Source organism: Nitrosomonas communis, assembly GCF_001007935.1.
Classification (GTDB): Bacteria; Pseudomonadota; Gammaproteobacteria; order Burkholderiales; family Nitrosomonadaceae; genus Nitrosomonas; species Nitrosomonas communis.
On sequence record NZ_CP011451.1, the window covers coordinates 984,466 to 1,007,971 of the forward strand.

General features: G+C 41.9%; 18 protein-coding genes and 1 pseudogene. 6 read left to right on the top strand and 13 right to left on the bottom strand.

Going from position 1 to position 23,506, the window contains the following annotated elements; genetic code table 11:
- Window positions 1-23: 23 nt before the first annotated feature.
- The 4 genes from AAW31_RS04325 to AAW31_RS04340 are packed head-to-tail and all read right to left on the bottom strand — an operon-like array spanning window position 24 to window position 3,445.
- Entirely contained in the window at window positions 24-569 is a 546-nt protein-coding gene (locus AAW31_RS04325) for an NADH-quinone oxidoreductase subunit B family protein (RefSeq protein WP_046849305.1), read from the bottom strand.
- Window positions 559-1,305 carry a 2Fe-2S iron-sulfur cluster-binding protein gene (locus tag AAW31_RS04330; RefSeq protein WP_187426926.1) on the bottom strand — a complete coding sequence of 249 codons (747 nt, stop codon included), beginning with the start codon at window positions 1,303-1,305 and terminating at the stop codon, window positions 559-561. Before AAW31_RS04330 ends, AAW31_RS04325 begins: the two co-directional genes overlap by 11 nt.
- Window position 1,306: 1 nt before the next feature.
- Window positions 1,307-3,055 carry an NAD(P)H-dependent oxidoreductase subunit E gene (locus AAW31_RS04335; protein WP_046849306.1) on the bottom strand — a complete coding sequence of 583 codons (1,749 nt, stop codon included), beginning with the start codon at window positions 3,053-3,055 and terminating at the stop codon, window positions 1,307-1,309.
- A 6-nt stretch (window positions 3,056-3,061) separates the two neighbouring features.
- Complete coding sequence (locus tag AAW31_RS04340) at window positions 3,062-3,445, bottom strand: RidA family protein (RefSeq protein WP_046849307.1); 384 nt, start codon at window positions 3,443-3,445, stop codon at window positions 3,062-3,064.
- A gap of 698 nt (window positions 3,446-4,143) precedes the next feature.
- Here AAW31_RS04340 and AAW31_RS04350 point away from each other — a divergent pair.
- Window positions 4,144-5,004, top strand: coding sequence for an alpha/beta hydrolase (locus tag AAW31_RS04350; protein WP_046849309.1), 861 nt, complete (start codon window positions 4,144-4,146; stop codon window positions 5,002-5,004).
- A 164-nt stretch (window positions 5,005-5,168) separates the two neighbouring features.
- Here the strand turns inward: AAW31_RS04350 and AAW31_RS04355 are convergent, their stop codons facing one another.
- Window positions 5,169-6,416 (bottom strand): TraB/GumN family protein, encoded by a 1,248-nt coding sequence (locus AAW31_RS04355; protein ID WP_046849310.1) that lies wholly within the window; start codon window positions 6,414-6,416, stop codon window positions 5,169-5,171.
- A 789-nt stretch (window positions 6,417-7,205) separates the two neighbouring features.
- Window positions 7,206-7,913: a transposase gene (locus AAW31_RS04360; RefSeq protein ID WP_046849311.1), complete on the bottom strand. Its 708-nt coding sequence runs from the start codon at window positions 7,911-7,913 to the stop codon at window positions 7,206-7,208.
- Window positions 7,914-8,376: 463 nt separating this feature from the next.
- Here AAW31_RS04360 and AAW31_RS04365 point away from each other — a divergent pair, with 463 nt between their 5' ends.
- Complete coding sequence (locus tag AAW31_RS04365; RefSeq protein WP_046849312.1) at window positions 8,377-9,012, top strand: DedA family protein; 636 nt, start codon at window positions 8,377-8,379, stop codon at window positions 9,010-9,012.
- Between the two features lie 215 nt (window positions 9,013-9,227).
- Here the strand turns inward: AAW31_RS04365 and AAW31_RS04370 are convergent, their stop codons facing one another.
- Window positions 9,228-11,873 carry an MMPL family transporter gene (locus AAW31_RS04370; protein WP_046849313.1) on the bottom strand — a complete coding sequence of 882 codons (2,646 nt, stop codon included), beginning with the start codon at window positions 11,871-11,873 and terminating at the stop codon, window positions 9,228-9,230.
- Between the two features lie 449 nt (window positions 11,874-12,322).
- On the opposite strand from AAW31_RS04370, the gene AAW31_RS04375 reads away from it, so the two are divergent.
- Entirely contained in the window at window positions 12,323-13,303 is a 981-nt protein-coding gene (locus AAW31_RS04375) for a sulfite exporter TauE/SafE family protein (protein ID WP_046849314.1), read from the top strand.
- A gap of 465 nt (window positions 13,304-13,768) precedes the next feature.
- Window positions 13,769-14,242 (top strand): universal stress protein, encoded by a 474-nt coding sequence (locus AAW31_RS04380; RefSeq protein WP_046849315.1) that lies wholly within the window; start codon window positions 13,769-13,771, stop codon window positions 14,240-14,242.
- Window positions 14,243-14,275: 33 nt separating this feature from the next.
- Here the strand turns inward: AAW31_RS04380 and AAW31_RS04385 are convergent, their stop codons facing one another.
- Window positions 14,276-15,082 carry an outer membrane protein assembly factor BamD gene (locus AAW31_RS04385; RefSeq protein ID WP_046849316.1) on the bottom strand — a complete coding sequence of 269 codons (807 nt, stop codon included), beginning with the start codon at window positions 15,080-15,082 and terminating at the stop codon, window positions 14,276-14,278.
- Between AAW31_RS04385 and rluD the strand changes: the two genes are divergently transcribed.
- A complete protein-coding gene (gene rluD / locus AAW31_RS04390; protein ID WP_046849317.1) occupies window positions 15,081-16,118 on the top strand; it encodes a 23S rRNA pseudouridine(1911/1915/1917) synthase RluD in 1,038 nt (345 codons plus the stop codon). The two genes, AAW31_RS04385 and rluD, sit on opposite strands and share 2 nt — an antisense overlap.
- 123 nt (window positions 16,119-16,241) lie before the next feature.
- Here the strand turns inward: rluD and AAW31_RS04395 are convergent, their stop codons facing one another.
- The 5 genes and pseudogenes from AAW31_RS04395 to AAW31_RS18720 form a co-directional block, all read right to left on the bottom strand.
- Window positions 16,242-17,621: a porin gene (locus AAW31_RS04395; protein WP_046849318.1), complete on the bottom strand. Its 1,380-nt coding sequence runs from the start codon at window positions 17,619-17,621 to the stop codon at window positions 16,242-16,244.
- An 802-nt stretch (window positions 17,622-18,423) separates the two neighbouring features.
- Window positions 18,424-18,976 (bottom strand): annotated as a pseudogene (locus AAW31_RS04400) (IS982 family transposase); the annotation flags it as partial.
- Between the two features lie 54 nt (window positions 18,977-19,030).
- On the bottom strand, window positions 19,031-19,543 hold the full coding sequence (locus tag AAW31_RS04405; protein ID WP_046849319.1) for a low molecular weight protein-tyrosine-phosphatase: 513 nt from the start codon (window positions 19,541-19,543) through the stop codon (window positions 19,031-19,033).
- A 710-nt stretch (window positions 19,544-20,253) separates the two neighbouring features.
- Window positions 20,254-20,460, bottom strand: coding sequence for a YkvA family protein (locus tag AAW31_RS21710; RefSeq protein ID WP_046849320.1), 207 nt, complete (start codon window positions 20,458-20,460; stop codon window positions 20,254-20,256).
- 684 nt (window positions 20,461-21,144) lie between these two features.
- The gene (locus tag AAW31_RS18720) at window positions 21,145-21,687 is read right to left on the bottom strand and encodes a histidine phosphatase family protein (protein ID WP_082110336.1); all 543 of its coding nucleotides are present in this window, start codon (window positions 21,685-21,687) and stop codon (window positions 21,145-21,147) included.
- A gap of 448 nt (window positions 21,688-22,135) precedes the next feature.
- On the opposite strand from AAW31_RS18720, the gene AAW31_RS04420 reads away from it, so the two are divergent.
- Window positions 22,136-22,720 (top strand): hypothetical protein, encoded by a 585-nt coding sequence (locus AAW31_RS04420; RefSeq protein ID WP_046849321.1) that lies wholly within the window; start codon window positions 22,136-22,138, stop codon window positions 22,718-22,720.
- The last annotated feature ends 786 nt before the right edge of the window (window positions 22,721-23,506 follow it).

Sequence of the window (23,506 nt, forward strand, 5' to 3'; positions counted from 1 at the left end):
GTGTTGGTTTCATACATACTATTTTAATCATATCTCAGCTCCACCTTACCAATCTGAGGTTCTTTCCCCTCGATCAATTCACTTAAAAAACGATAAAAAGTATCGGCCGAGGGTGGGCAGCCGGGCAGGAAGTAATCTATTTTGACCACTTCGTGGACGGGGTACACTTTATCGAGCAACAAGGGTAATTCCGGATCGTCCGGAATATGCGGATTGATCATGTCCGGGGTCTTCACATAGGCTTCCTCCAGACATTCCTTCAGGCTGAAATGATTACGCAAGGCGGGCACACCACCATTGATGGCGCAAGCGCCGACTGCAACCAGAATCCGGCAATTAGCCCGGTAGGTACGCAGTACATGCACGTTTTCCGCATTACAAACGCCGCCTTCAATCAGACCAATGTCACAGTGGTCGAGCTGTTTGATATCGGTGAAAGGAGAGCGATCAAATTCGATATGCTCCAGCAACTCCACAATTCGCTCATCCATATCCAGGAAGGACATATGACAACCGAAGCAGCCTGCTAGCGAAGTAGTCGCTAATTTAAGCTTGGGCTTATGAGTCATCAGATTTGGCTCCTGCGATGTATATTTTCTCCAAACCGATTTCGTTGATTTTGTGTTGGTCGAAGATGCGCTTACCGATGGGGGCGTCGTAGCCATGCTCCTTAATCAGGATGGCGCCTACCGGACAGATCCTGGCAGCTAGATCGCTAGGCTCAATATCGCTATCAACCAGCTTGCCATTGGCTGTATTGACAATCAGACTGGCATGAGTGCCGCGCCCGGCAATGGCAAAAACGTTTTTACCATCCACTTCGCGACTGGCGCGCACACATAGGCTACATAGTATGCAACGATCCCGATCCAGCATGATGGTCGGATGGGAGGCATCAACCTCGCGCACTGGGAACTGGGCTGGAAAATGTCCATGCAGCATGCCAAGATGATAGGCCATCGCCTGCAAAGGACAATTACCGGTTTTCTCGCACGAGGGGCAGATGTGATTGCCCTCGATAAACAGCATTTGTGTTAGCGCTTTACGGGATTCGTTGAGTTCAGGAGTATTGTTGCGAATCCGTTGTCCGGCTGCAGCCGGGCTGGTACACGCCGCTAATGGTTTACCATCGACTTCGACGGTACACAGCTTGCAATTTCCTTGCGGCGTGATACCCGGAAAGTGGCAAAGATGGGGAATATAAACACCTGCTGCCAGTGTAGCATCCATGATGGTTTGCCCATGGACAAACGGAATTTCCTGGTCATCGATACGAATAAATTTAGATTCTGGCTCTGTCACCATGCTAATCCTGCCCTTGCTCAAGATGTGCTTCCTTACCATCATGCCGTGTCAACTGGCGGGCTTCCTGCAAAGCAGCATCCAACTTGAACCGCGCAGTAAAATCATAGGGCGTCAACCGCTGCTCAAAAGCCTGCGAAAAATACTGCAACCCATCCAGGATAGGATTGGCCGCAGTATGACCTAGCCCACAATGGGAATAGCGCCTGACCAGCTCGCTGACACGCTGGAGCTCAGCCATATCGTTGCGTGCCCCCTGCCCGATCATAATTTTATCGAGGCCTTGCTTCAGCAAGATCGTTCCAACCCGGCATGGCGTACAAAAGCCGCAGCTTTCATGGGCAAAGAAGGCAGCAAACTGATGAATGATGGTTAGTATGTCACGCTCCTGATTAAAGATCATAAAAGAGCCGCCAGTACCTACGTCCTCAAAAGCCAACTGGCGGTTAAAAGCAGTCTGGTCGAGCAAAGTACCGGCAGGGCCTCCTACCTGCACCGCTTGCACATTAACAGCGCCACACTCATCAAGAATCTGCTGGATCGTGATCCCAAACGGATATTCATAAATACCGGGAGCGGCACAATCGCCGCTTATACTCAACAGTTTACTTCCAGTAGATGCAGGTGTGCCTAATGCAGTAAACCATGCGCTGCCCTTGCAAGCAATATGGGTTGCTGCGATCAATGTTTCGACATTATTTACCACGGTAGGCTGCCCAAGGTAGCCGTGCGCCACCGGAAAAGGTGGGCGGCTACGCGGAATACCGGGCTTCCCTTCGAGCGATTCAATCAGAGCTGATTCTTCGCCGCAAATATAGGCGCCTGCTCCGACCACGATATCAATATCAAAATCAAACTCTGTCTGCCCCAGAATAGCTGTTCCCAATAAGCCGAGTTTGCGGCGATGCATCAGCGTAGCCTGTAGATGCGGCAATAAATACCGATATTCTCCACGCAGATAGATAAACCCTTGATAGGCCCCGATGACATAGGCACAGATCGTCATGCCCTCACACAATGCATCGGCATGCTGCTGTAATAACATTCGATCCTTGAAAGTACCAGGCTCCCCTTCGTCTGCATTGCATACCACATAATGCGCCTCCCCCGCTGCTTGCTGGCAAAGACGCCATTTCAGTCCCGTGCTGAATCCGGCACCCCCTCTGCCACGCAGTTTTGATTGAATGATTTCGGTAAGCGTTCCCTCTCTGCCCCGCGTTAGTGTTGCACGTAAACCATCGCCAGCCGATAGACTACTATCCAGTAGCAGTCCTCGTTTATAAATGTGATCCTTGACGTGAAACCAGGCAGGTGGCCATCCATTCAATGGTTTATCGGCTTCGATCAGAGTAGCCATCTGTTCAATCTTCTCCGCATCCAGATGGACCAGCGGTACACCATTAATGAGCAATGAAGGGCCATGGTCACACATACCAATGCAGGAAGTTTCATCTATGCTGACCTGCTCGTCTTTACGCGTCTGGCCTATGTTGACGCTCAGCTTTTGGGAAAGCAGGCGAAGTAAATCGGTTCCTCCCGCTCGATAACCGCAGCTGGTGCAATTACTGAACAGAATATGATAATGACCACAAGGAGTAGAATAAAAGAAGGCATAAAACGCAACCACGGCTCTTACCTGACTGACAGGCAAACTCAATTGTGCAGCCACCTCGCAGATCGATTTCTCCGAAATATACCGGTGCTTTTGCTGCAATTCATGCAGAATATGTAGCAAATGCAGGTGTTCTGTCATGGTTACTTACGTACTCTTGTGTGCGGTTACCTGAATCTCGATTCGCATGCGCGGATCGGACAAGCCAGCCGTAATCATCATGGCCGCCGGGCGCACCTTACCCAGATACTTGCGAAAAATTGGCCAGCACAGTTCAAAATCAGCTGCATTGGGTAGCACATAAGTCACCCGCACAATATCTTGTAAACCGGAGCCTGCCTGCCGCAGGGCTGATTCAATATTCTTGAAGCACTGCTCGGCCTGCTCAAGCAGATCTTCCGAAATAGTCATAGTGGAATAATCAAAGCCTGTCGTTCCTGAAACAAAAATCCAGTCCCCTTCCACGACTGCACGTGAATAGCCAATTTCTTCTTCAAAAGTGGAACCTGAGCTGATCAACCGCCTTGTCATATACTATCTCCCATAGAAAAGATAAAAGCTTTGTTCGACAATGATCGACTGATATAGCAAATAAAGTCAACTATGTAGATTAAAATGTGAATAACTGATCAATTAGCTCTGCTCTACCAAAGCTACTCAAAGGCAGTAACAAGACAGTAACAGCGCCTGCAGTGGCGGGCTGCTGAGTAAATGGTACAAAAGCGCTCTCGTGCTTATATGAGCCCGCTCAATCAGCCAATTAATTTGCTCCGCACGAAAAAAAGCTGAATCAGCGATTCTGATGGTGTAAGTCGCAGCAGAATTAGCTCTTACTGAGCCATATTGCACGCATAACATCTGCACTTTTATTCAGTCATCTAACTGGATACTGTCTATAGCTCGCCTTCGCGTCATTTTGGTTTAAAAATGGCATTATTTATACTGACCACATCTTGCTATCGCATCATGTTTAATTTGGAAATGGAAAATGGAATAAGTTCAAGAGAAAACCAGGATATCTACATTCATTGCTTAATGTTATGTCATCCTTGCTATATATGGCCTTCTTCTGCAGGGTATGCTAGTTCTTCATTCCGATCAGTCAAAAAAAATTTGACGCTCTTATCAGCCGGGTAGATTATGTTACTTGAGCATGGTATAAGAATATAAGTTTTGACCAGATATTCATTTTGTAATTTGTCATAAGTCATTCATCAAACGCCCAAACAATGTATCGCTGGATTCTGCTTCAAAGTGCTTCAATACTGGTCGCTGTCGTTATCAGTATGGTTCTTATTGGCGAGATTCTGACCGGACCCGCCTCGACTGTTGTTGGCATTTTGGTACCCGATTTTCCGGTGGATTCGGTAGAGATTCCAACTAGCCAGAACTATAAAGTCCATGGCTGGTTGGCACGAGGCATCAGGGGTCATGGCGCCGTAGTGCTTGTCCATTCCATTCGTAGCAATCGCCTGGAAATGCTTGGCAGGGCCAGATTTCTAAATGAACAAGGATACAGTGTATTATTGATTGATCTGCAAGCTCATGGAGAAACACCGGGCGAACGAATTACTTTTGGTATGCGTGAGTCGAAGGATGTTAAGGCGGCTGTTGACTATCTGCGAGATAATTTTCCCGGTGAACGTATTGCCGCCATCGGCGTCACCCTAGGTGCAGCCGCGATCACACTGGCAGATCCACCTTTGAAGCTCAATGCTATTGTGCTGGAATCTCTTCATCCGACATTTGAAGAAGCCGTTGAGAATCGACTAAAACTTCATCTAGGTGAATTCGGCATATGGCTTAAGCCTTTCTTATTATCCTACTTATCCTTGCTTCTGGATGTTTCAACGGATCAACTCAATCCCATTGATCGGATAAGTAATCTAAATACGCCTATCCTCTTGATTTCAGGTACGCACGACAGACATACGACCCAATCAGAGGCTGAGCGTTTATTTGATGCCGCTCTTCCACCCAAAGAACTGTGGATTATTCCAGGCGCAGGACACTATAACATGCACACTTATAACAACAGAAGCTATGAGGAGCGCGTTTCCTCATTTTTGTCCAAGTATTTATGGCAGTAGAATATTTTTATCTTTTTTATTGATCAAAATGATACTAATTCCATTTCCAAATCAAGAGTGAAACGAAGGTGAACCGCGGGTAGTATCAATAATACGGCAAGGTGAAGCCGACAAAGTCAGTTTTGATTGAAAAATGGAATTATTCAATTTTTTCTTTGTAGATATTAGCTACCAATGATGAGTTCAACTATTTTATAACCTGCAATATAGGTGCCAATGATGGATCCCAATGAAGAAAACAGAAATATCAGTAAAATACGAGTTACTCGATTATGCCACCAGCCTTTTAGGCTAGCCGTATCACTTCTAAGACGACTAAAATCTCCCACTGTAGGTTTGCGTAAATAGGCCTCTACTAAAGCTGTAAACATTCCAACCCCTGTTGTTGGATCAAGAGAGGTAATTGGAGCAGCTAGAAAAGCAGTTAAAATTGTGAGTGGATGAGCCAGTACGATGGTAGCACCTAAAGCGGCTAGGCCACCATTGATGAGTATCCAATCGATTATCATTGCCATACCAATCTCATGACTACGCATAAACCCTATTGTAAAGCCCGTCAGCACCATGGCTACGATTACCCATGGTAGAAATTTGAACCAATTGGTGGATTCTGGAATGGTGTCAAGCTGCTGAATAGTTACATCCGGATCGTTAATCCTGCCATTCATCATGATTTGCTCAATTCCTTTCAAGTGCCCCGCACCTACCACGGCAAGGGTATGTTCATAGTTGTTTTCCATACATTCTTTCAAGAGACGTGCCGACATATATTCATCACGTTCACTAATCAGTGGTTGATATAAATGTTTTTCATTTTCTGCAAACTGTGAAAAAGCACTTTCTAACACATCACCTTCTTTCAACCGCTCGATTTCTTCAGCACTGACTGTCTCCCGTGTAATAATGCTGGCTAACAAACCACTATATAATTCTATACGTCTCCACCATGGTACGTTGTGATAGATGCGCTTAAGCGTGGTTCCAATCTCTCTATCAATCAGTAAAATCGGTAACTTGGCTTCTGTTGCGTCTTTAATAGCGGTTCGCATTTCTGCGCCTGGTTCGACACCTAATCGTTCAGCCATCCTCTGCTGAAAAGCTCCTAGCGCCAGACTGGCAGCAACCATACTTGCTTGACCTTTTTTAATAACCTGGAAGAGATCCATTTTGCTTAATAGATCTGGATTGACAATGGCCTTATGCCTGCTGGGGCATAATTCGACAGCCACTGCGTCAAATTCACCCGTGGCAATCAATTCTTTCACTTTGTCCGCACTAGTTTGAGAAATATGCGCGGTACCGAGAATGGTAATTTTATGACCATCTACTTCCAAAGTCTTAATTGGTTCTGTCTCGGTCTCTTTTTTTATTTTTACCGGGGGCGGTATCTGTTCTTGTATTAATTCAGACATTATCGATTAAAGCTTGAGGTAAGGTTATTTTAATTAGTAGAAATATCGCTAATTCATTTTTTTAACTAAAGATATAAGCCCTGATTTATTCAGACTGATCAGTCATAAACAGGCAGTATAATCGATATCACAAATAGAGAACGGTAGATGTTAAGTGAAAAAACCAGCTCTATAATTCTATTTATTCGATGTTACCACATACAAAAAGTATTAAGGTTATGAGAGTTCGATACTTTTTATTGTTGGAAATCTGCATGAAAATATCATGTTAATTATCAGAATTCAAATTTACGGTATTACTGTCCATTACAAGTCAGCTAGTTATAAAAAATAATTGATTTTTCATCAAATAAGCTAAGCACGTATTAGAATAATATGCATCAGCTGGTATTCCATAGCAATACATTGAAAATATATTAGCAGTATGCATAACAAAATCTATTTAACGGCATCTCTAAAAATTTATATTTGTGAGCATCCGCTTCGCGGATTACCTGCTTACCCCGTTTCGTCATCATACTTCGTTGCTCACAAAAAATGTTCCCTTACCTATCAGGTATAGGCTGCGTCAACATTTTTTATTCTCGCCTGGTCTTATTTAGTATTCTGAATTTTTAGAGACGCCCTTAATTCCATTTATAAATCAAAATTGACTTTGTCGACTTCACCTTGCCGTATTATTGATACTGTCTGCGACTCGCCTTCGCGTCAATTTTGATTTAGAAATGAATAATATAAATTATGTGATTGCCAAATTCTCATTTTCGATCAATTCTATTTATATGTGAATTAAGAGCTGACTCGTAAAAAATTCCAGAAAAACAGAGCCGCAGCCAGCTTTCCGAATACATGTACCATAAGCCCGTTATAAGAACGCACTTTGCTGGCACATTCAATGCCTGTTTTTTCTTCAATCCAGGCAAATAAGGCTTCAATCGGTTGCCGCACGCGAGAAACTGCTGTCGATAACCATTGATCCTGTGGTTCCAGATGGTGCTGCCCTTTTTGTTTTTTAACCGGTGTCAAGACGGTCAGATTCTGAGCTCGCCTGATGCATTCAGCGTCAGGCCGTTGATAAGCTTTATCACCGTACAGCTCATTGTTGTACAATTGTGGTCGAATCTGATCAAATATTTTGCCATCATGGTCGCTGGCGCCAGTCACACCAATATACTCAGGAATCGGCAGTGAGCCTGGTTGGCGGCGCCCTATGATATGGACCCGCACACCATGATAGTACAACTTCTTGGTAGAGCAGTAGCCCGAATCCGCCAACTGTTTCGCTACACACGCGTTAAACCGACGACCTTGCCTCGCAAGGATGACCGGAAATGAATCAGTCAACCAAACCTGCCCGGCATTCCTGGTTTCCTGTTCTTGCTGAATCAGTGCTAATAAGGGTGCAAACACATCGGCTACCCGATTCAGACGCTGAACATAAGCCACATAACCTGGAAGTCGTGGAAACCAATCGCGTAAGTGGATCCGCATACTCATAAATACCTTTGATCTCTCGATGCTTGTCCATTACACCGAACAGGAAGAGGGTAATGACTTCTTCGTCGCTAAAACTTAAATCCGCGTGGTTGCTCATTCTTTGACTATAAACCCAAAGATTTTGCTGATAATGCTTGCAAACATAGAGATAAATCGTTATTAATCGATTTTGCCAGTTCATTGGTTACTTTGATTGATTGAGGTTGGGTAGTGTCTTCCTCAATAGTTTAACGTTATTGATGGACTGGCTTCTATTTCAGCTCTTAATTCGCATTTATATAGATATGTATCTAATAAAGCCTAATATTATGTTTCAGAACAAGATAAACCCTGAATTTCAAGTAACAATTCGCTTCTGAAGCTAAATATTGCTTTTTGGCTGCTTCTCAATGTGTTCAATGGCATGCTAGATTCTCTGGTTCATCCTTTTTAAATATGGAAATTACTTTTTTATCCTACGCTTATGTTTCTTATTGATTTTATTCTCCATATTGACAAGTATCTTCATGAACTCGCATCAGAATATGGGCTATGGCTTTATGGCATTCTGTTTTTGATTATATTTTGTGAGACCGGGCTTGTCGTGCTTCCCCTCTTGCCCGGTGATTCTCTATTATTCGCTGCAGGTTCTCTCGCATCGTTACCAAACTCACAACTCAATCCGCATTTTTTACTTGTTGGATTGTGCATCGCAGGTATTTTAGGGGACACTGTAAATTACTGGATCGGTAAAAAAGTTGGACCAAAAGTTTTTATCTCGCCAGAGTCTCGCTTCTTTAAACGCGATTATTTAGATAAGACCCACGCTTTTTACCTCAAACACGGAAGTAAAACAATTATCATTGCTCGCTTTATTCCTATTATTCGCACATTCGCTCCATTTGTAGCGGGTATTGGAACCATGCCCTATCGTACTTTCATTGTATATAACATAATTGGTGCTGTACTGTGGGTAGGGTTATTTGTTTATGCCGGATATTATTTTGGGCAACTCGCATTTATTCAGAAAAACTTCAAATTTGTTATTTTTGCAATTATCATTCTGTCAATATCGCCGCCCATCATTGAATACCTCAAACATCGCTATAAAAAACAATGAAATAGATTGTAATGAATTAAGATCTGAGTTTCTGCATTATCAAAAACCGATTTATTCTATTTATAAATCACACCTGACTTTGTCGGCTTCACCTTCTTACATTATTGATAGTGTCTGAGGTTCACCTCCGCGTCATGTTTGATCTGGAAATAGAATTACAATTTCAGATAATTGACAATGCGTTTCTCAGTAAAAAAGTTTAACGTAACCAAAATTCATGATTTGGCATACTGAGCAGGCATCCGTAGCAGTGCTGGTAAGATGATGAGAGTACAAATCAACGTAAAAGCTAACCCAACAGTAAGTAACGCACCCATGCTGGCGGTACCTTTATGCGGTGAGAACATGAGGCTTGCAAAATCAACCAAGGCAGTTAAAGCACTATAAAAAATAGCGCGCGCAGTACTAGTGTGGATCAGGATTTCGCTTTCTTGATGGTTATCTATGCTTCGATGCACCATATGCAAGCTGCTATCAATACCCAGGCCAAGTAATAACGGCAAAGCGATAATATTGGCAAAGTTAAACGGTATATTCAGCAAGACAGTGAAAACACCAGTAAATACACTAGACAGCAAAAGTGGAATTAGCACAAGTAAAGTATATTTTATGCTGCGCAATAATATCAGAAGGGCTACTGTAATTCCTATCAAGGCTAAAGAAAAAGCTTGAATGAATGCTTCTACTACTGCCTCACCTGCCTCAAGACTTACCACCGGCATTCCGGTTGCATGCGGCGCTATTTGCTGCACTGCTCTTACGAAGCGCGCCAATGCTTTATTGTCGCCGATATCTTCTGATGGGTATACCGCAATTCGATATTCTCCTGTATGGCTGAGCCAGCGTCTGCTGAGTGGTTCGGGCAGATCTTGTTCGCTAAAGGGTGTGGCTTCAACCGAAGTGCGTAAACGCTGAATGGCAATAGGTAATGTATAAAGTAAATCCTCTTCTATTGAATGCAGTAATTTTTTCTTATCGCTGAGATCCATGCTGTCTAACAGGCTAAACAGCTTTGCAAGAGATGTTTTGAGCGTACGCGCAGAATCAGATAGGGAGGATTCGGGGTGTTCCTTAATATAGTGACCTAATGCTGTACTCAAGGCATTTAATTCTTCGAGCTGCTGCATCACCATTTGCTTATCTGTCGAAGGCTCCGATAATGAGAGTATGAGTGGACCGATGATAAGTGCCATTTCCTCAATAACTGAAAGTTTCTCTTCCTGCTCCGTTGGTACAAAATCAAGAAATGTAATTATTTTGCCTACCTCAGGAAGCTCAGCCAAGCGCTCTTTTAATTGTCGCGCTTCTTCACGATCCTTGGTTAACACAATTGCATACCAGGGTGAATGTTCAGGGAGCGCTAGTAACTCCCGAAAAGTTTGTACCGCTTTTCCTTTCGGGTCTTGCATATTAAGTAAATTGTAGTCAAACCTTATCTGAGGCAATAAAGCGATAGCAATAAGTAGCAATACCAAAATAACGGCATACGTCAATTTGCGCCAATTTAAAGAAAACTCAAGTACTTTTCCCAGAGAGCCCCTGTTGCTCGTTTCAGAAATAGGTCGTTTCGACAAATATCGTAACAGGGCAGGACCTATGATGAAGGTAACCAGCAAACTGATCAGCATACCCGTGCCGGAAATAATGCCTAATTCCGCTACTCCACTGTAACTGGTGGGTATAAATGCATAGAAACCAATCGCATTGGCAATTGTGCATGCAGCCAATGCACTCCCGGCTTCGCCACCCGCCTTATACATGGCTTCTGTTGAAATTTGACCATTCTCTAACACTTCACGATATCGTAACAAAAAGTGAATAGCGAAATCTGCGCCAAGACCTATGTATAGCACTGCAAAAGCAATAGAGATAACATTCAGTTGACCAATGGCAGCGGTAGCAAAGGCTGCTGTAAGCAACAATCCTAACGTTAAGCAAAGCAATACTGCAAGCACCATACCAATTGAGCGCATTGCAAAATAGAGGACTATTGCCACCAGCACGAAGGTGATAATTCCAGCATATTCCATGCCACTGAGTGAGCTCTTGAGCTCATCATTAGCTAACGCCATATCACCCGTAACACGAAGCTGAATTGGACCATCTTCTGTTAAACCAATCTCTCTCGCCGCAGCATGAACTGCAGATATAGCCTGTTCACTTGCAAAAAGCTGTGAGTAATCTGGTCTTGGTTTTACCAAAATTATTTCTTGATAACTATTTTTCTGTGGTTCACCGCGAAAAAGTGTCTGCCAGGATAGCTGCTGTGGCTTCCCTGCAAGCCGCGCATCCAGAGTATCGCTCATACTTTTTAACACCGGCCCCAGCTCCAAGCTACGCCCTTTACTTAATTCTTTTATTGCTCCAGTAAGCACTGAGGCAAAAGTATGGAGTGATGGACTATCCGCAATACGCGCGATTAATGGTTGTGCCTCTGCCAGGCGATCAGTAATGCGTCCGAGTTCTGAAATATTCTCGTAAAGTAAGCCATTGCGTTCAAAAAAAACATCAACATTGGGAGCATAAACGTCGATAAAATTCTTAGGGTCTTTTTTCAAGCGCGCTGCAAGCTGACCAGCAGCAGAATAAGCCTGTTCCGGTGTAGGCGCATCCAACACGAGCAGCAGAATGTCCATCTCCTGGGGAAATGTTTTATTATAGTGTATGCTATTAACGCGAAATGGCAGATCCTCAGAGAGAATATCTGTAGTATCGGTATTCATACCGAGGTTGCGCACGACATATACAGTGCTAGCTATAGCTATCAGGAATGCCGCAAACAGAATCCAGGGAGCATAGTGGTAGGAGAAGCGGGCGCATCGGGCAAAGGCTCTATAGGTATAACTGTGTGAAGCTTCCATTTTTCAATTTCCTTCTGGAAACAGTCTGAGAAATTTAGCTTTAAACTGCCAGTGTGCCGGTGCTAATCCCATAATGATAGGATTTAAACGGGTTGCTGACAGTTTCTGCTGAAGAAAAAAGCTGAGAGTATTTCATAATAGGGGGCGTTATTCAAACCCTTAAGAAGCTCAGCAGCCATCATTAAGTTAAGGAAATATAGTCGACTGATTCGATTCTATTTAGCCAGATCAGTAACTTTCCAACGACCTGTTTGATAAAACTGTTAAATTGCCCTAGCGCTCCCATAAGCGCTAATTATTGAGTGTATTTATCAATGTTCCATCGTATTTATCGGACTACACTCATCAGCGTTAGAAATTTTTCATATAAGCTTATTACATAATATTATTTCTCATTTACCTTGAGCAAGACTATAGTGCCAGGCATTTAAGGCCATTAAGTTAAGCTCATGAAAATCCGCAATTTAGACTTGACACTCAATCCGGTAAATGAAGAGCACCAACAATTTGGGCTACCACCTGTTGAAGATACGGTATCTCACTTAGAGGCACACCCCTTTTTACGTGCTTCCGTCTGGTTTGCCGTCATTATTTTAATTTCGCTTATTTTATTTCTAATTGGTCGCTTCTTTCTTGCACAGGATTGGCTCGATAGTTGGTTAATCATTAATGGGACGCTCGATAGCAGAGTTTTTTGGAGCGCTGTTGCCGTTGGTTTTCTCGCACAAGTAATCGATGGTGCATTGGGCATGGCCTATGGCATTACAGCAACGACTTTTTTACTAGCATCAGGTGCAAATCCCGCAGCAGCTAGTGCTAGTGTCCATATTGCTGAGATTTTCACAACCGGGGTTTCAGGCATTGCTCATGCCAAATTTGGCAATGTGAACAAACACCTCTTCACGCGCTTACTGTTACCAGGCATACTGGGCGGTATACTAGGAGCAGTATTAGTCACGCATATAGACGGTACATTATTTAAACCTTTTGTCTCGGCTTATCTGCTTCTGCTAGGAATTTATATCCTGAGTAAGGCTTTTCGTCAATTAAATATTCGAAAAGAAGCTCCAAAACATGTAGGTAAACTGGCACTTTTTGGTAGTTTTATGGATGCTGCTGGTGGCGGAGGTTGGGGACCGATTGTAACAACAACCTTGGTGGGCACAGGTAATGATCCCCGTACAACAATTGGCTCAGTCAATTTTGCGGAATTTTTCTTGACACTGACTAGTGCAGCCGTTTTCGCATTACTAATGGAAACTAATACTTGGCCAATTATTATCGGCTTGATATTCGGAGGTTTATTTGCAGCACCTTTTGCAGCTATCTTATGCAAGAAATTTCATGCACGCACATTACTCATACTAGTAGGGATTTTGATTACTATCATTAGCTTATTTAATCTTTACAAGGCCTTTATCTCTTTATAAAAAAGAAACATTCGGCAGAACCACATAGAATAGAATAAACTCATGACGATAAGAATGGTATTATGAGTTAGTTGTAACGACACTCGTTATTCCATTTCTAACTCAAAACTGACTTTGTCAGCTTCACTTTGCCGTATTATTGATGCCGTTTACGGCTCGCCTTCGCGTCTTTTTGATTTAGAATGGAATGACTGGAATTTTAGCAGTACACTGACACTTGGCAAACAGGTTATAATCTGCAATTTTTGCATAATAAACTTGTCGCGGTCATTCTTGAATTCAGCCTGGTCGGCAAAAAATCTTAGTCATCCCGCGTAGCACACATAGGTCTCACCTATGTAGCATCCCTGCTTATAACAGTAAATACGATGAGGAATGTATTCCCTTATTCTTGTCTAAATCTCTATGGCAATAAAATAATCGTTTTTAACAGTCAGCATTATCTTGCTCAATTAAGGACTAACTATGGCCGATTATCAGCATATTTTGTTAGCAGTCGATTTCTCAGATGAGGATACGTATGTTGCCCGCAAAGCTGAGCGTTTGGCGACCTTCTTCAACGCGAAACTGAGTGTTATCCACATACTGGATAATATTCCAATGCCAGATACCGCCTATGGCACAGAGATTCCACTTTATTCGGATTCACCCTATGAGCTGCTTGAAATAGAAAAAAATAAATTGATCCATACGGCTAATCAATTAACGATTGATCCCACCAATCTATGGTTAATCTGGGGCAAACCAGAAATAGAAATTATTCGAATTGCTAATAGAGAAGATATTGATTTGATTGTAGTAGGTTCGCATGGACGACACGGCCTTGCATTACTTCTAGGATCGACTGCCAGTAGTGTGCTGCATCATGCCCAGTGCGATGTTTTGGCAGTCCGCTTACAAGATGAGTGGGCTGAGTCGACAATATTCGCTTATTCCTAGAAATACTCGCGCTCTCTCCAACAGGTCACGCGATTACCATATTTTCCACCAGGATTCTTTCCCTAACGAATCTGAACCTGACAGGTATTCACTTTGAGGAAAATTCTTTCTCATGACCCTTTCCACATCTTCTCGTAAATCATTCATTCCCATTCTATCATAGGCTCTAGCCATGATATACAAGGCCTCTTCTGTAGCAGGGGTTTGCGGATATTCTTCCAGAACATATTGCGCGCGCCTGACCGCAGCGACATATGCTTTACGTTTCATATAATAGCGCGCAACATATATTTCACTTTTCGCGACCACGTTAACCAAATGTGCCATACGCTTAAGCGCATCAGGGGTATACTTGCTTTTCGGAAAGCGGGTAACCAGTTCTTTGAAATTTTCAAATGATTCACGCGATGCTTTCGAATCGCGCTCACTCATATCCTGATTAATAATTCTCGATGAGATATAGCCCAGGACACCCAAGTCATCATGAAAATTAGCTAACCCTTTAATATAATATGCATAGTCAACATTTGGGTGGTGTGGATAAAGCTGAATGAAACGATCTGCTGCCGCAATCGCCGAAGCCTGTTGCTGATCTTTATAATAGGCATATGCAATTTCAAGTTGCGCTTGTTGCGCAAACCGCCCATAAGGATAGCGCGCTTCCAGTGCTTCAAATAATTTTACGGCAGCTTCATAATTACCATTATTTAGTTCATTCTTAGCTTCAGAGTAAAATTTATTGGGAGACCATTGGCTATTGTCCGTTGTTTTTTCTTTCAATAAACCGCATGCTGATAACCCAAAAATTAAAATTAAAATTAAAATTAAACGATGCCACATGAAATTTCCTATAGAAGCCAACAAACCTATCCAAGATTATAGCGTAACGCCATCTTCATTCGCATTGGCTGGACAAACTGAATCGATTATTGAATTGGTTGCACCTCAAAATTGTATTGGGCTTCGTCTAGACTTTGTATTAGCACAATTACTGCCACAATGGTCGCGCAGCCGTTTACAATCATGGATACTTGAAAAACGTGTAAACATAGATGGCAAGATTGCCACACCCAAACAAAAAATTTGGGGGAATGAAAAAATTAGTGTTAAACCTCATATTATACCAATCAACGAGACGCATGTTGCAGAAGCAATTTCACTTGAGATCCTTTATGAAGATAATCACCTACTTGTCATCAACAAACCAGCAGGGATAGTGGTACATCCTGGCAATGGGAATTGGCGGGGAACACTATTAAATGCACTCCTTCATCACTCCAAACAGCTTAATGATATTCCCAGAGCGGGTATCGTCCATCGGCTAGACAAAGATACCAGTGGTTTACTCGTAGTCGCGAAAACCATAGAGGCCCAAACCAGTCTGGTGCGGCAATTGCAAGAGCATAGCGTCGAGCGGAATTATTTAGCAATCGTATTAGGTGAGGTCAAACAGAACGGTCATATCGATGCTCCCATAGGGCGGCATCCCGTACAGCGCACCAAGATGGCTGTAACTATCCATGGCAAGCCAGCACGTACTTATTATCAAATATTAGAATCATTCAACGGTTGCACTCTGCTTCGTTGCAGGCTGGAAACCGGACGTACTCATCAGATCCGCGTACACATGCACAATATGGGCCATCCGCTCGTGGGAGATCCGGTCTACACTGGCAAAACCAGGAAACTACCTATGGAAATAACGCGATTGATTACACAATTTCCGAGACAAGCTTTGCATGCACAACAGCTAGCCTTGGCTCATCCGCTGCATGGCAAAACAATGATATGGAATTCTGAACTACCGGAAGATATGAATATGTTGCTGCAGGGGCTACAACGATGTGGCATGCAGCCAAGTCTCTCATCATTTTAATTTCTTGAAAGAGAACGAGCCTACTGAGATATACAAAAACTAAGAGGCAATATAAGAAATGCACCGGCAAGGTGCATTTCTTGAATAATTTAACAACTGACTATCTCCTAGAAAAGTTTTAAACTAGAAAGGTAATATTGCATCAAGTGATAATAAGACCTGATCATTGTTACCCCCAAATGGCCTATAAGATGAACCATGAAGGGGGTCTGCTACATCGTAGCGAAAATTTGGTCGAATATTCAGTTGCCGCAGGCTATCGGTAAAATTAAACATTTTTCCTGGCTTCCAATTCAAACCCAGTGTTACAGCATAATAGTCTGAAGGAGCACTAGTGGCAAGCTGAGTTGAGCCACCCAGTGCATAGCTCTGGCCCAAGTGATTGGTCGCAAGTGAAACCCGGCCTGGTGAAAATACACGGAAACCATCCCTATCACGAAACCACTCTCCCCGCACACCAATCGACAAGTCTGGTGTTACATCATAATAAAGGTGCATATTGATGCCATACCACTCGGCATTCTTGTTTACATTAGTAAAATGGAAGTTATTAAGCAGCACATTATCAGCAAAACCATGATCATGTTGCAAAACAAAATGAGTTTTTGAAGTAATCATATGTTTCAGCACAATGCTGAACATGCCCCAGAAATCACTATGTCGAGTAGAAGTTGAGCTGCCCGTACCGCTGATATTGAGAGAGGTATCGCCATCGTCGCTCGTCCAGGTTATGCCACCTATAGCACCCCAATTAGCCAATTGCTTATCAAAATTACCATCCCAACCGCCTGTTCCACTCCCTGTCAGTGCCCCAGCAATCACAGACCAATTATCGGTAATGGCATACTCACCCAATAGCCCGGTATGGGTGAAAGGCTCGGCATATTGCATGGTATAAGCATGGGTGTAGAAGAAATTATTAGGTGCCGGAACCGATTCGTAACCAATTGGTGTGTAAAAGTGTCCAATCTTTACATTAACCCCTTTGTTGTCGGTAATGGGTGCATACACCTCTGCAAAGGCTTGGGGAAAGGCGATACCATAAGTACGACTAGAGTTACAACAAACATCCAGATCCCAATTACCTCGGTCACTTAAAGCCCTTCCATCATTTACATCAAATGCAGGGTTTCCATAGGCTTGTGTAAAAATAGCATCTGTACCAAACATAAAATCCGCCCGGAATCCTATATCCCATGTATTTCCTTCTGACACGACGGGTCGTTCAAAAAATAAGTTCAGTTGATTGAGCTGAAATCGGTTAGCCTGATCTGCAAAGGTGACCGGACCGTTAAATCCATCGGTTATGTACGGATTGAAGGTTGCACCCCCATGAATCCAGCCGCCAACTTTAAGCCCATATTGATCAAGATTAATTCCAGATTTATCAAGAAAATTCATGGCAGTATTTGCAACAACAACGGTCGAATTCATACCAAATAATAATAATCCCATCACTGCAGCAGAGATTCTCTGCTTCCTGCATTTAGAATTAATTCTCATTTTCCCCTCTTCCCTTGGATTTATAAATTAAAAATATAAAAATGAAAAGTTAATACCCTTATTCTGCACAAGGATTTGACTTTACACATAACATACGGCCGGGTCAATGTAAAATCTATCCGACATAAAGTAAAGCGATTTAAACCATCAACACTAGGAGTTAATCACAAGAGATAGTGCAACAGTAAAAATGAAGGCAAGATTGGAATTTTAATACTTATGCAGACTGTAGAGCCTTGGGATAAATTAGCAAACAAAGGAGAAGAGAGAAGCGCAGAAACACGCCAAGAGAGAGAAGGAAATTGCTCAAGTATGCAATTTTAAAGCCGAGAGACCTCCACTGATGATTAAGAAAATAATGGAATATGTACTTCTTTCCCTATTAAAAAATTATCACCATAGTATAAATTTTTTAGTTTATATAATGAATATTAGATTTCTTTAATTCAGCATAGAAAAATGCCGCACATCACTCCTTATGGTATAGAATGTGCGGCTATTATTACTAATAATAATTTATCGATTGTTATATTTAAGCAATTATATTAAGCAATCAATTCAAATATATTTAATAATAAAAGAATAGTCAAAATAACATAATATGCTGTTGGTAATTTCATCATTTTTCTCCTTTAAATTCTACTGCGCTTTGAGAAACCACACTGACTTTATGGTTCCCTTAAGAATGCATAGTACAGATAAAACTTTCAAATAATAAGCATAGTAAAATGAGTCACATTGGCGCCTGTCAAGATACAATTAATATATAAAAATTTAATCTAATGTAAGTTCGACATGAGAATCACACCACCGCTGGAAGAGCTTGAGAGAGTCTGATATTAAGCGAGGGTTTCTTTTCTGAGAGCATGTAAGCCGCCAGTCCGGCTATCAAATAAACAAGGAAGTTAGATAGACCGCGATAGCGGAAATGCTCGATTTGCGAGATATTCTTCAATTGGTCATTGACAATATCAATAATCGAGCATTTACGTAACAGCAGCTTGTAAAACAGCAGCAACAGCTTGTTTTTCATATTCTCGCGTGCCTTGGTAACGAGCCGCATGCCCTGCTCCCAAAGTTGCTCAAAGGGTGGCTGTAAGAGATAACCCCGGTCACCAAAGAGCTTGCCAAATAAGGAACGCGTCAACTCTGGTACCGGGTCACGGTCATCCACATTGCCCGCCGTGATTTTGACTGCCATCAATTCTCCTTGGTCAATGATGACCAGGTTCAGCTTGAACCCATAAAACCAATCTACTGGTCTTTCCCCGGGCAGCAAACTCTGCCATTATTTTATGCGACCCAATGCGGCGATTGTGGCACACACTGATCTTGGTCGAATCAATGAAGCTGATCTATTTACCACAATTTTTAACAGATTATGATTAGTACAATACAAAGAAATTGTATTAGCGCCCCTGATTACGCTTTTCAGTAGATCCTTCTATAATATGTCTTAGCAATCCTTGGTTGGCATCTTCCACTAAATCAAGCACCAACTCGAATCCATGACTTCCCCCATAGTAAGGATCGGCTACTTCCTGATATCTATCCCATTGACTGCTATAGCTCATCAATAAGCCAAGTTTGTGACTATATTGCTGTGGACAACGATCTTGGAGTATTGCGAGATTGTTTTTATCCATTGCTAGAATATAGTGAAACTCTTCAAAATCATTTAGTTGTACAGCGCGCGCACGTAACCCCTGCATGTTATACCCTCTTTTTAGTGCTGCTTTCTGGGCACGTTCATCAGGCGACTCATCGATATGGTAGGCGTGTGTGCCGGCTGAATCGACATAGATGTGTTTATCCAGGCCAGCAGCTTTCACTTGATGCTTAAATACTGCATCCGCAGTAGGTGATCTGCATATATTACCCATACAAACAAAGAGAACTTTAACTTTATTATCTTGCTTCATTTTTGTTTCATCATTTCCAGTTCATTTTGAAAAATAGTACTAAAACCTATAAACACTTTTCTATAGTTATAAGGTCAATTTCACCTTTAATAAACACACCTCTCTATCCGTGCTAGACCAACAACGCTTGTCTGCCACTTCCAAAAGAATATTCTTAACGATTTTTCTTTTCCCATATTTACAAAACATCTCCTGAATCTTTATTAACCGGTTTGATATAAAGCGCCCTACTAATAACCAGCTCATAATGATAATCCCGCCCGACACTCGATCTACTGAGTCGTGTACTATAACTGATTTCCTGAGCCTGTATCCTACACGCTGCCAGCATTTCTAAGGGAATCGACCTAATTCCACTTACAAATCAAAAAATGACGCGAAGGCGAGCCGCAGCAATATAGATAATACGGCAAGGTAAAGCTGACAAAGCTAGTTTTGATTTAGCATGAAACAACACGAAATTTGGGCCAAGGAAGTATCGTGGTCGAATCTTACGATACGGAATATTGGTCAATTAAATGCTTATTCAGTTATCTCTGCCAAGCGCCACCCCTGGCGCCTCTAGTCTTAAATAACGAGCAAGCATTTCTAAATGCGTTTCATTATATGGGGTGGGCAGCAAACTGACAATGACCGTTAAAAGTGGAATAATAACCGAGGCAATCCCTAAAGGCATCACATCAAGACATGATCATCCAGATAACCAAGAATCAGAATAAATCTGGAATTAGATCAATTAGGCTGAACGCATAAGCAACCATAGCAGCAATAAGAAAATTAGCATATTTAGAGATAGCAGAATCACGTACTGCAAAGCAAAGTGCAAAGGCTTCTGCTTTAAGACAAAATACAAGTTGTTTTAAATTTAAAAAATAATCTAGCACTACCGCTGATACCGCAAAATCAACAATTTGCAATGCCCTTCATATGTTTTAAGCATGAGCTTAGCGTCTTACGTAAGAAACTCACATTGGAAGACGGCATTACTGAAAGGCAAAGGCACAAAATTCTGACAGCCAAGCAGACGAATAAAGCAGGCAAATAAGATTTGATTATTTTTAAGGATAAGCTAAAAAAAATAACCCAGGGAGCAATGCATATAACTCACCGAGCTAGAAGGGATATGAGAATAGTAATGTCGAATCTTATTCCATTTTTAAATCTAAAGGATATTTATTAAATTATTTATTGATGTAATTTTAATAACTTGCCATAGTTATAATTAACTTTTGATCTAGAAATGGAATTACATCTATCGATCCGATTATCGGCTAAAATTGAGAAAGCTTTAGCATCTTTTTAAAGCACTCGAAATAACCCTTATCCTTGCTCGACATAAAGCAGTTATTCACAAGTTTATTCACGAAAATTGTGGATAATAAAATTATAGTATTCTCCATCTTAGTACTACTATTGCTAATAAGTCACAATTTTCACGTTCTATATACCCGCGCTCTATATCATTTTGTTTTCAATAGGATGAGCTGGTTGCTTAGTATCTTTAACTCCAAATGAGAGAATATGCAAAAATACCTCAATCTGAGGAAATCATTATCGAGCTCACTTTGACAGTTAATTTTAGATATAAACTCTGGTTAAATCTAAGCAAAATTCAACGCATAACACTTATATTCACAATTACCTACATGAATATCCCTCAGTTGATTATCTTCAACGTCTCCCTCAAAATAAGCAATAAATACCCGCATGGTTTCTTCATGAGCAATTACCATCAGTGTTTTATCCATCTGCTCTTTTAACCAATCAATGAATCGTAATACACGTTGCTTATGATCCAGCAATGACTCACCACCATTCACGCGCATTCGTAACGGGTCATGGTTAATCGCCACAAAATAATCAGATACCGGCATCCCATCGAACCCTGAACGAATGTCAGCAAGGTCCGGATGCACCTCAATTGGTACTGAGTGGTAACAGTTTATTATCTCCGCCGTTTGATACGTCCGTGGCAGGGGCGAAACAATAATACGCTCAAATGCTACATCACGCAGCGCCAAAGCTGCCGATTTCGCCTGTTCCATACCCATTACTGTTAAATGAACATCCCGGCGGGGATCATCGTTACACAAACCAAGATCATTATAATTAGTACGCCCATGGCGCATGAAGTAGATATTCATGTTGCAAATGACAATAAAAAGTAAGTTTAACTAAAATAGAAGTCGATCATCCTGTATGAAGTAAATTGAACACCAAAAAAAATAGGATGGCAAATATTTGGCCGTTTGAATGTTATACATAATGTCATCCTCAAGGGAACTTTGGTTCATATAGCGAAACAAATTGTAATCAGGATCAGGATCAGGATCTTAAATTTTATTCACGTAAAACATATTCGATAGATAAACAGCTTACTGATCAATTCATAGCCTATCAAATCGTTAGCAATGGGCAAAATTATGAGGAGCAATCATAAGTAGTCAACTACTACCAAATCTCACTATGATCATTAGCAAATGATCCATGGTACTTACGATCGCAGTTGGATAACCTCATCAGCCATTAAGTATAGCAACAGATATGATATTATGGTTGACAGAGGTGCTATCTTTACAAGGAGGCATTTCAATGAAAGAAGACCAGAAGAACGAACTCTTGTACCAAGCTTTGGAAACAGAGAAAGGCGGTATCGAAGTCTATCAAATGGCGCTTCGTTGCGCGGTAGAAGAAGACCTAAAGGAGGAATGGGAAGAGTACCTGGAACAAACAAAAAAACACTATCAAATCCTGCTGGATGTTTTCCAGGAGCTGGGTCTGGATTCTGATGAAGAAACACCGGGACGAGAAGTGGTTCGCCATATTAGTGAATCGCTGGTAAAGGCAATGAAAATGGCTCTTGAAGCAGGTGATCCTAAAGCTGCTGAGCTTGTTGCCTGTGAATGCGTAGTTATGGCGGAGACCAAAGACCACCAGAACTGGAAGCTCATTGGTGAGGTTGCAAAAAAAGCAAAAAGTACCGAGGCCAAGGTGCTCAAAAACGCATATGACCAGGTAGAAGATGAAGAAGATGAGCATCTTTATCACACTATGGGCTGGTGTCGTGAGCTCTGGATCAGTTCTCTGGGCATGAAAGCTGTCCTGCCTCCGCCTGAAGAGAAAAAGGATGTGCATACTGCCATCGGTGCAGCACGAGCGCAGAGCTCTCGTAAATAAACGGCCTGCAGATAGTTGTTCAGGGTTACCGCAAATTTATCTGACCATCTTATCTGACCATCTATTGGTCTCCGTGCCGATTTTTGAGCCTTTGTGTTTTCATATTTTTTATTCTCGGTAACGGTTAGCTTCCTGGGGCCGGTTGGTCAGATCGTAGAATGCGACTCTCGATCCTCTCGTGGATTTAACCCTGGAATGTACGGTACTCGTACAAAAATACATATCTTATGCCAAGCTGAACAATTAACTAGTATGGAGTTAACAAAACTGGAGACAACGCATATTCCAATCCCGTCATCTGGGTTAAGAGTGACGTGAATGCGTACTGTCTGAACTGTCGCAGCCAAGTGATTTCAGTAAATTGGTTCTCTCTATATAGTAGATGGAAATATTTGGAACGAAGAAACTGGCAGCATGGATAATTGCCACTAACAAATAAACTACTGGAAGCAACATAAGTTTTTTATGCTCATACCGAAGATCTCCTGTAAGGAAAGGCAATAGACCGAGTTTCTCCACTGGTCTTCGGCAAATGAAAAGAGAGCTAGGAAAAATAAATATCCATCCATTCGTTAGCTTTATTCTTGTTTGTTGCATTTTGTGGATTTTCTATCTTTGAGTGCCCTATAAATACCCATCCAAGCGGCCTAATGAATAACCGAATTAATTTAATTTTTTTATTTAAGGAAATTTGGCAGCAAAAATTACAGAAAGGGTTTTAAAATACCCTTCTAAAATTATCCCGTTAATTTATCTTAAGAATTCTAGATTCTAAGCCTTGTCATT

Excerpts from the sequence above, each read along its gene's own strand:
- AAW31_RS04325 (WP_046849305.1), bottom strand. The coding sequence starts at position 569 with ATGACTCATAAGCCCAAGCTTAAATTAGCGACTACTTCGCTAGCAGGC.
- AAW31_RS04330 (WP_187426926.1), bottom strand. The coding sequence starts at position 1,305 with ATGGTGACAGAGCCAGAATCTAAATTTATTCGTATCGATGACCAGGAA.
- AAW31_RS04335 (WP_046849306.1), bottom strand. The coding sequence starts at position 3,055 with ATGACAGAACACCTGCATTTGCTACATATTCTGCATGAATTGCAGCAA.
- AAW31_RS04340 (WP_046849307.1), bottom strand. The coding sequence starts at position 3,445 with ATGACAAGGCGGTTGATCAGCTCAGGTTCCACTTTTGAAGAAGAAATT.
- AAW31_RS04350 (WP_046849309.1), top strand. The coding sequence starts at position 4,144 with ATGTATCGCTGGATTCTGCTTCAAAGTGCTTCAATACTGGTCGCTGTC.
- AAW31_RS04355 (WP_046849310.1), bottom strand. The coding sequence starts at position 6,416 with ATGTCTGAATTAATACAAGAACAGATACCGCCCCCGGTAAAAATAAAA.
- AAW31_RS04360 (WP_046849311.1), bottom strand. The coding sequence starts at position 7,913 with ATGAGTATGCGGATCCACTTACGCGATTGGTTTCCACGACTTCCAGGT.
- AAW31_RS04365 (WP_046849312.1), top strand. The coding sequence starts at position 8,377 with ATGTTTCTTATTGATTTTATTCTCCATATTGACAAGTATCTTCATGAA.
- AAW31_RS04370 (WP_046849313.1), bottom strand. The coding sequence starts at position 11,873 with ATGGAAGCTTCACACAGTTATACCTATAGAGCCTTTGCCCGATGCGCC.
- AAW31_RS04375 (WP_046849314.1), top strand. The coding sequence starts at position 12,323 with ATGAAAATCCGCAATTTAGACTTGACACTCAATCCGGTAAATGAAGAG.
- AAW31_RS04380 (WP_046849315.1), top strand. The coding sequence starts at position 13,769 with ATGGCCGATTATCAGCATATTTTGTTAGCAGTCGATTTCTCAGATGAG.
- rluD (WP_046849317.1), top strand. The coding sequence starts at position 15,081 with ATGAAATTTCCTATAGAAGCCAACAAACCTATCCAAGATTATAGCGTA.
- AAW31_RS04385 (WP_046849316.1), bottom strand. The coding sequence starts at position 15,082 with ATGTGGCATCGTTTAATTTTAATTTTAATTTTAATTTTTGGGTTATCA.
- AAW31_RS04395 (WP_046849318.1), bottom strand. The coding sequence starts at position 17,621 with ATGAGAATTAATTCTAAATGCAGGAAGCAGAGAATCTCTGCTGCAGTG.
- AAW31_RS04405 (WP_046849319.1), bottom strand. The coding sequence starts at position 19,543 with ATGAAGCAAGATAATAAAGTTAAAGTTCTCTTTGTTTGTATGGGTAAT.
- AAW31_RS18720 (WP_082110336.1), bottom strand. The coding sequence starts at position 21,687 with ATGAATATCTACTTCATGCGCCATGGGCGTACTAATTATAATGATCTT.
- AAW31_RS04420 (WP_046849321.1), top strand. The coding sequence starts at position 22,136 with ATGAAAGAAGACCAGAAGAACGAACTCTTGTACCAAGCTTTGGAAACA.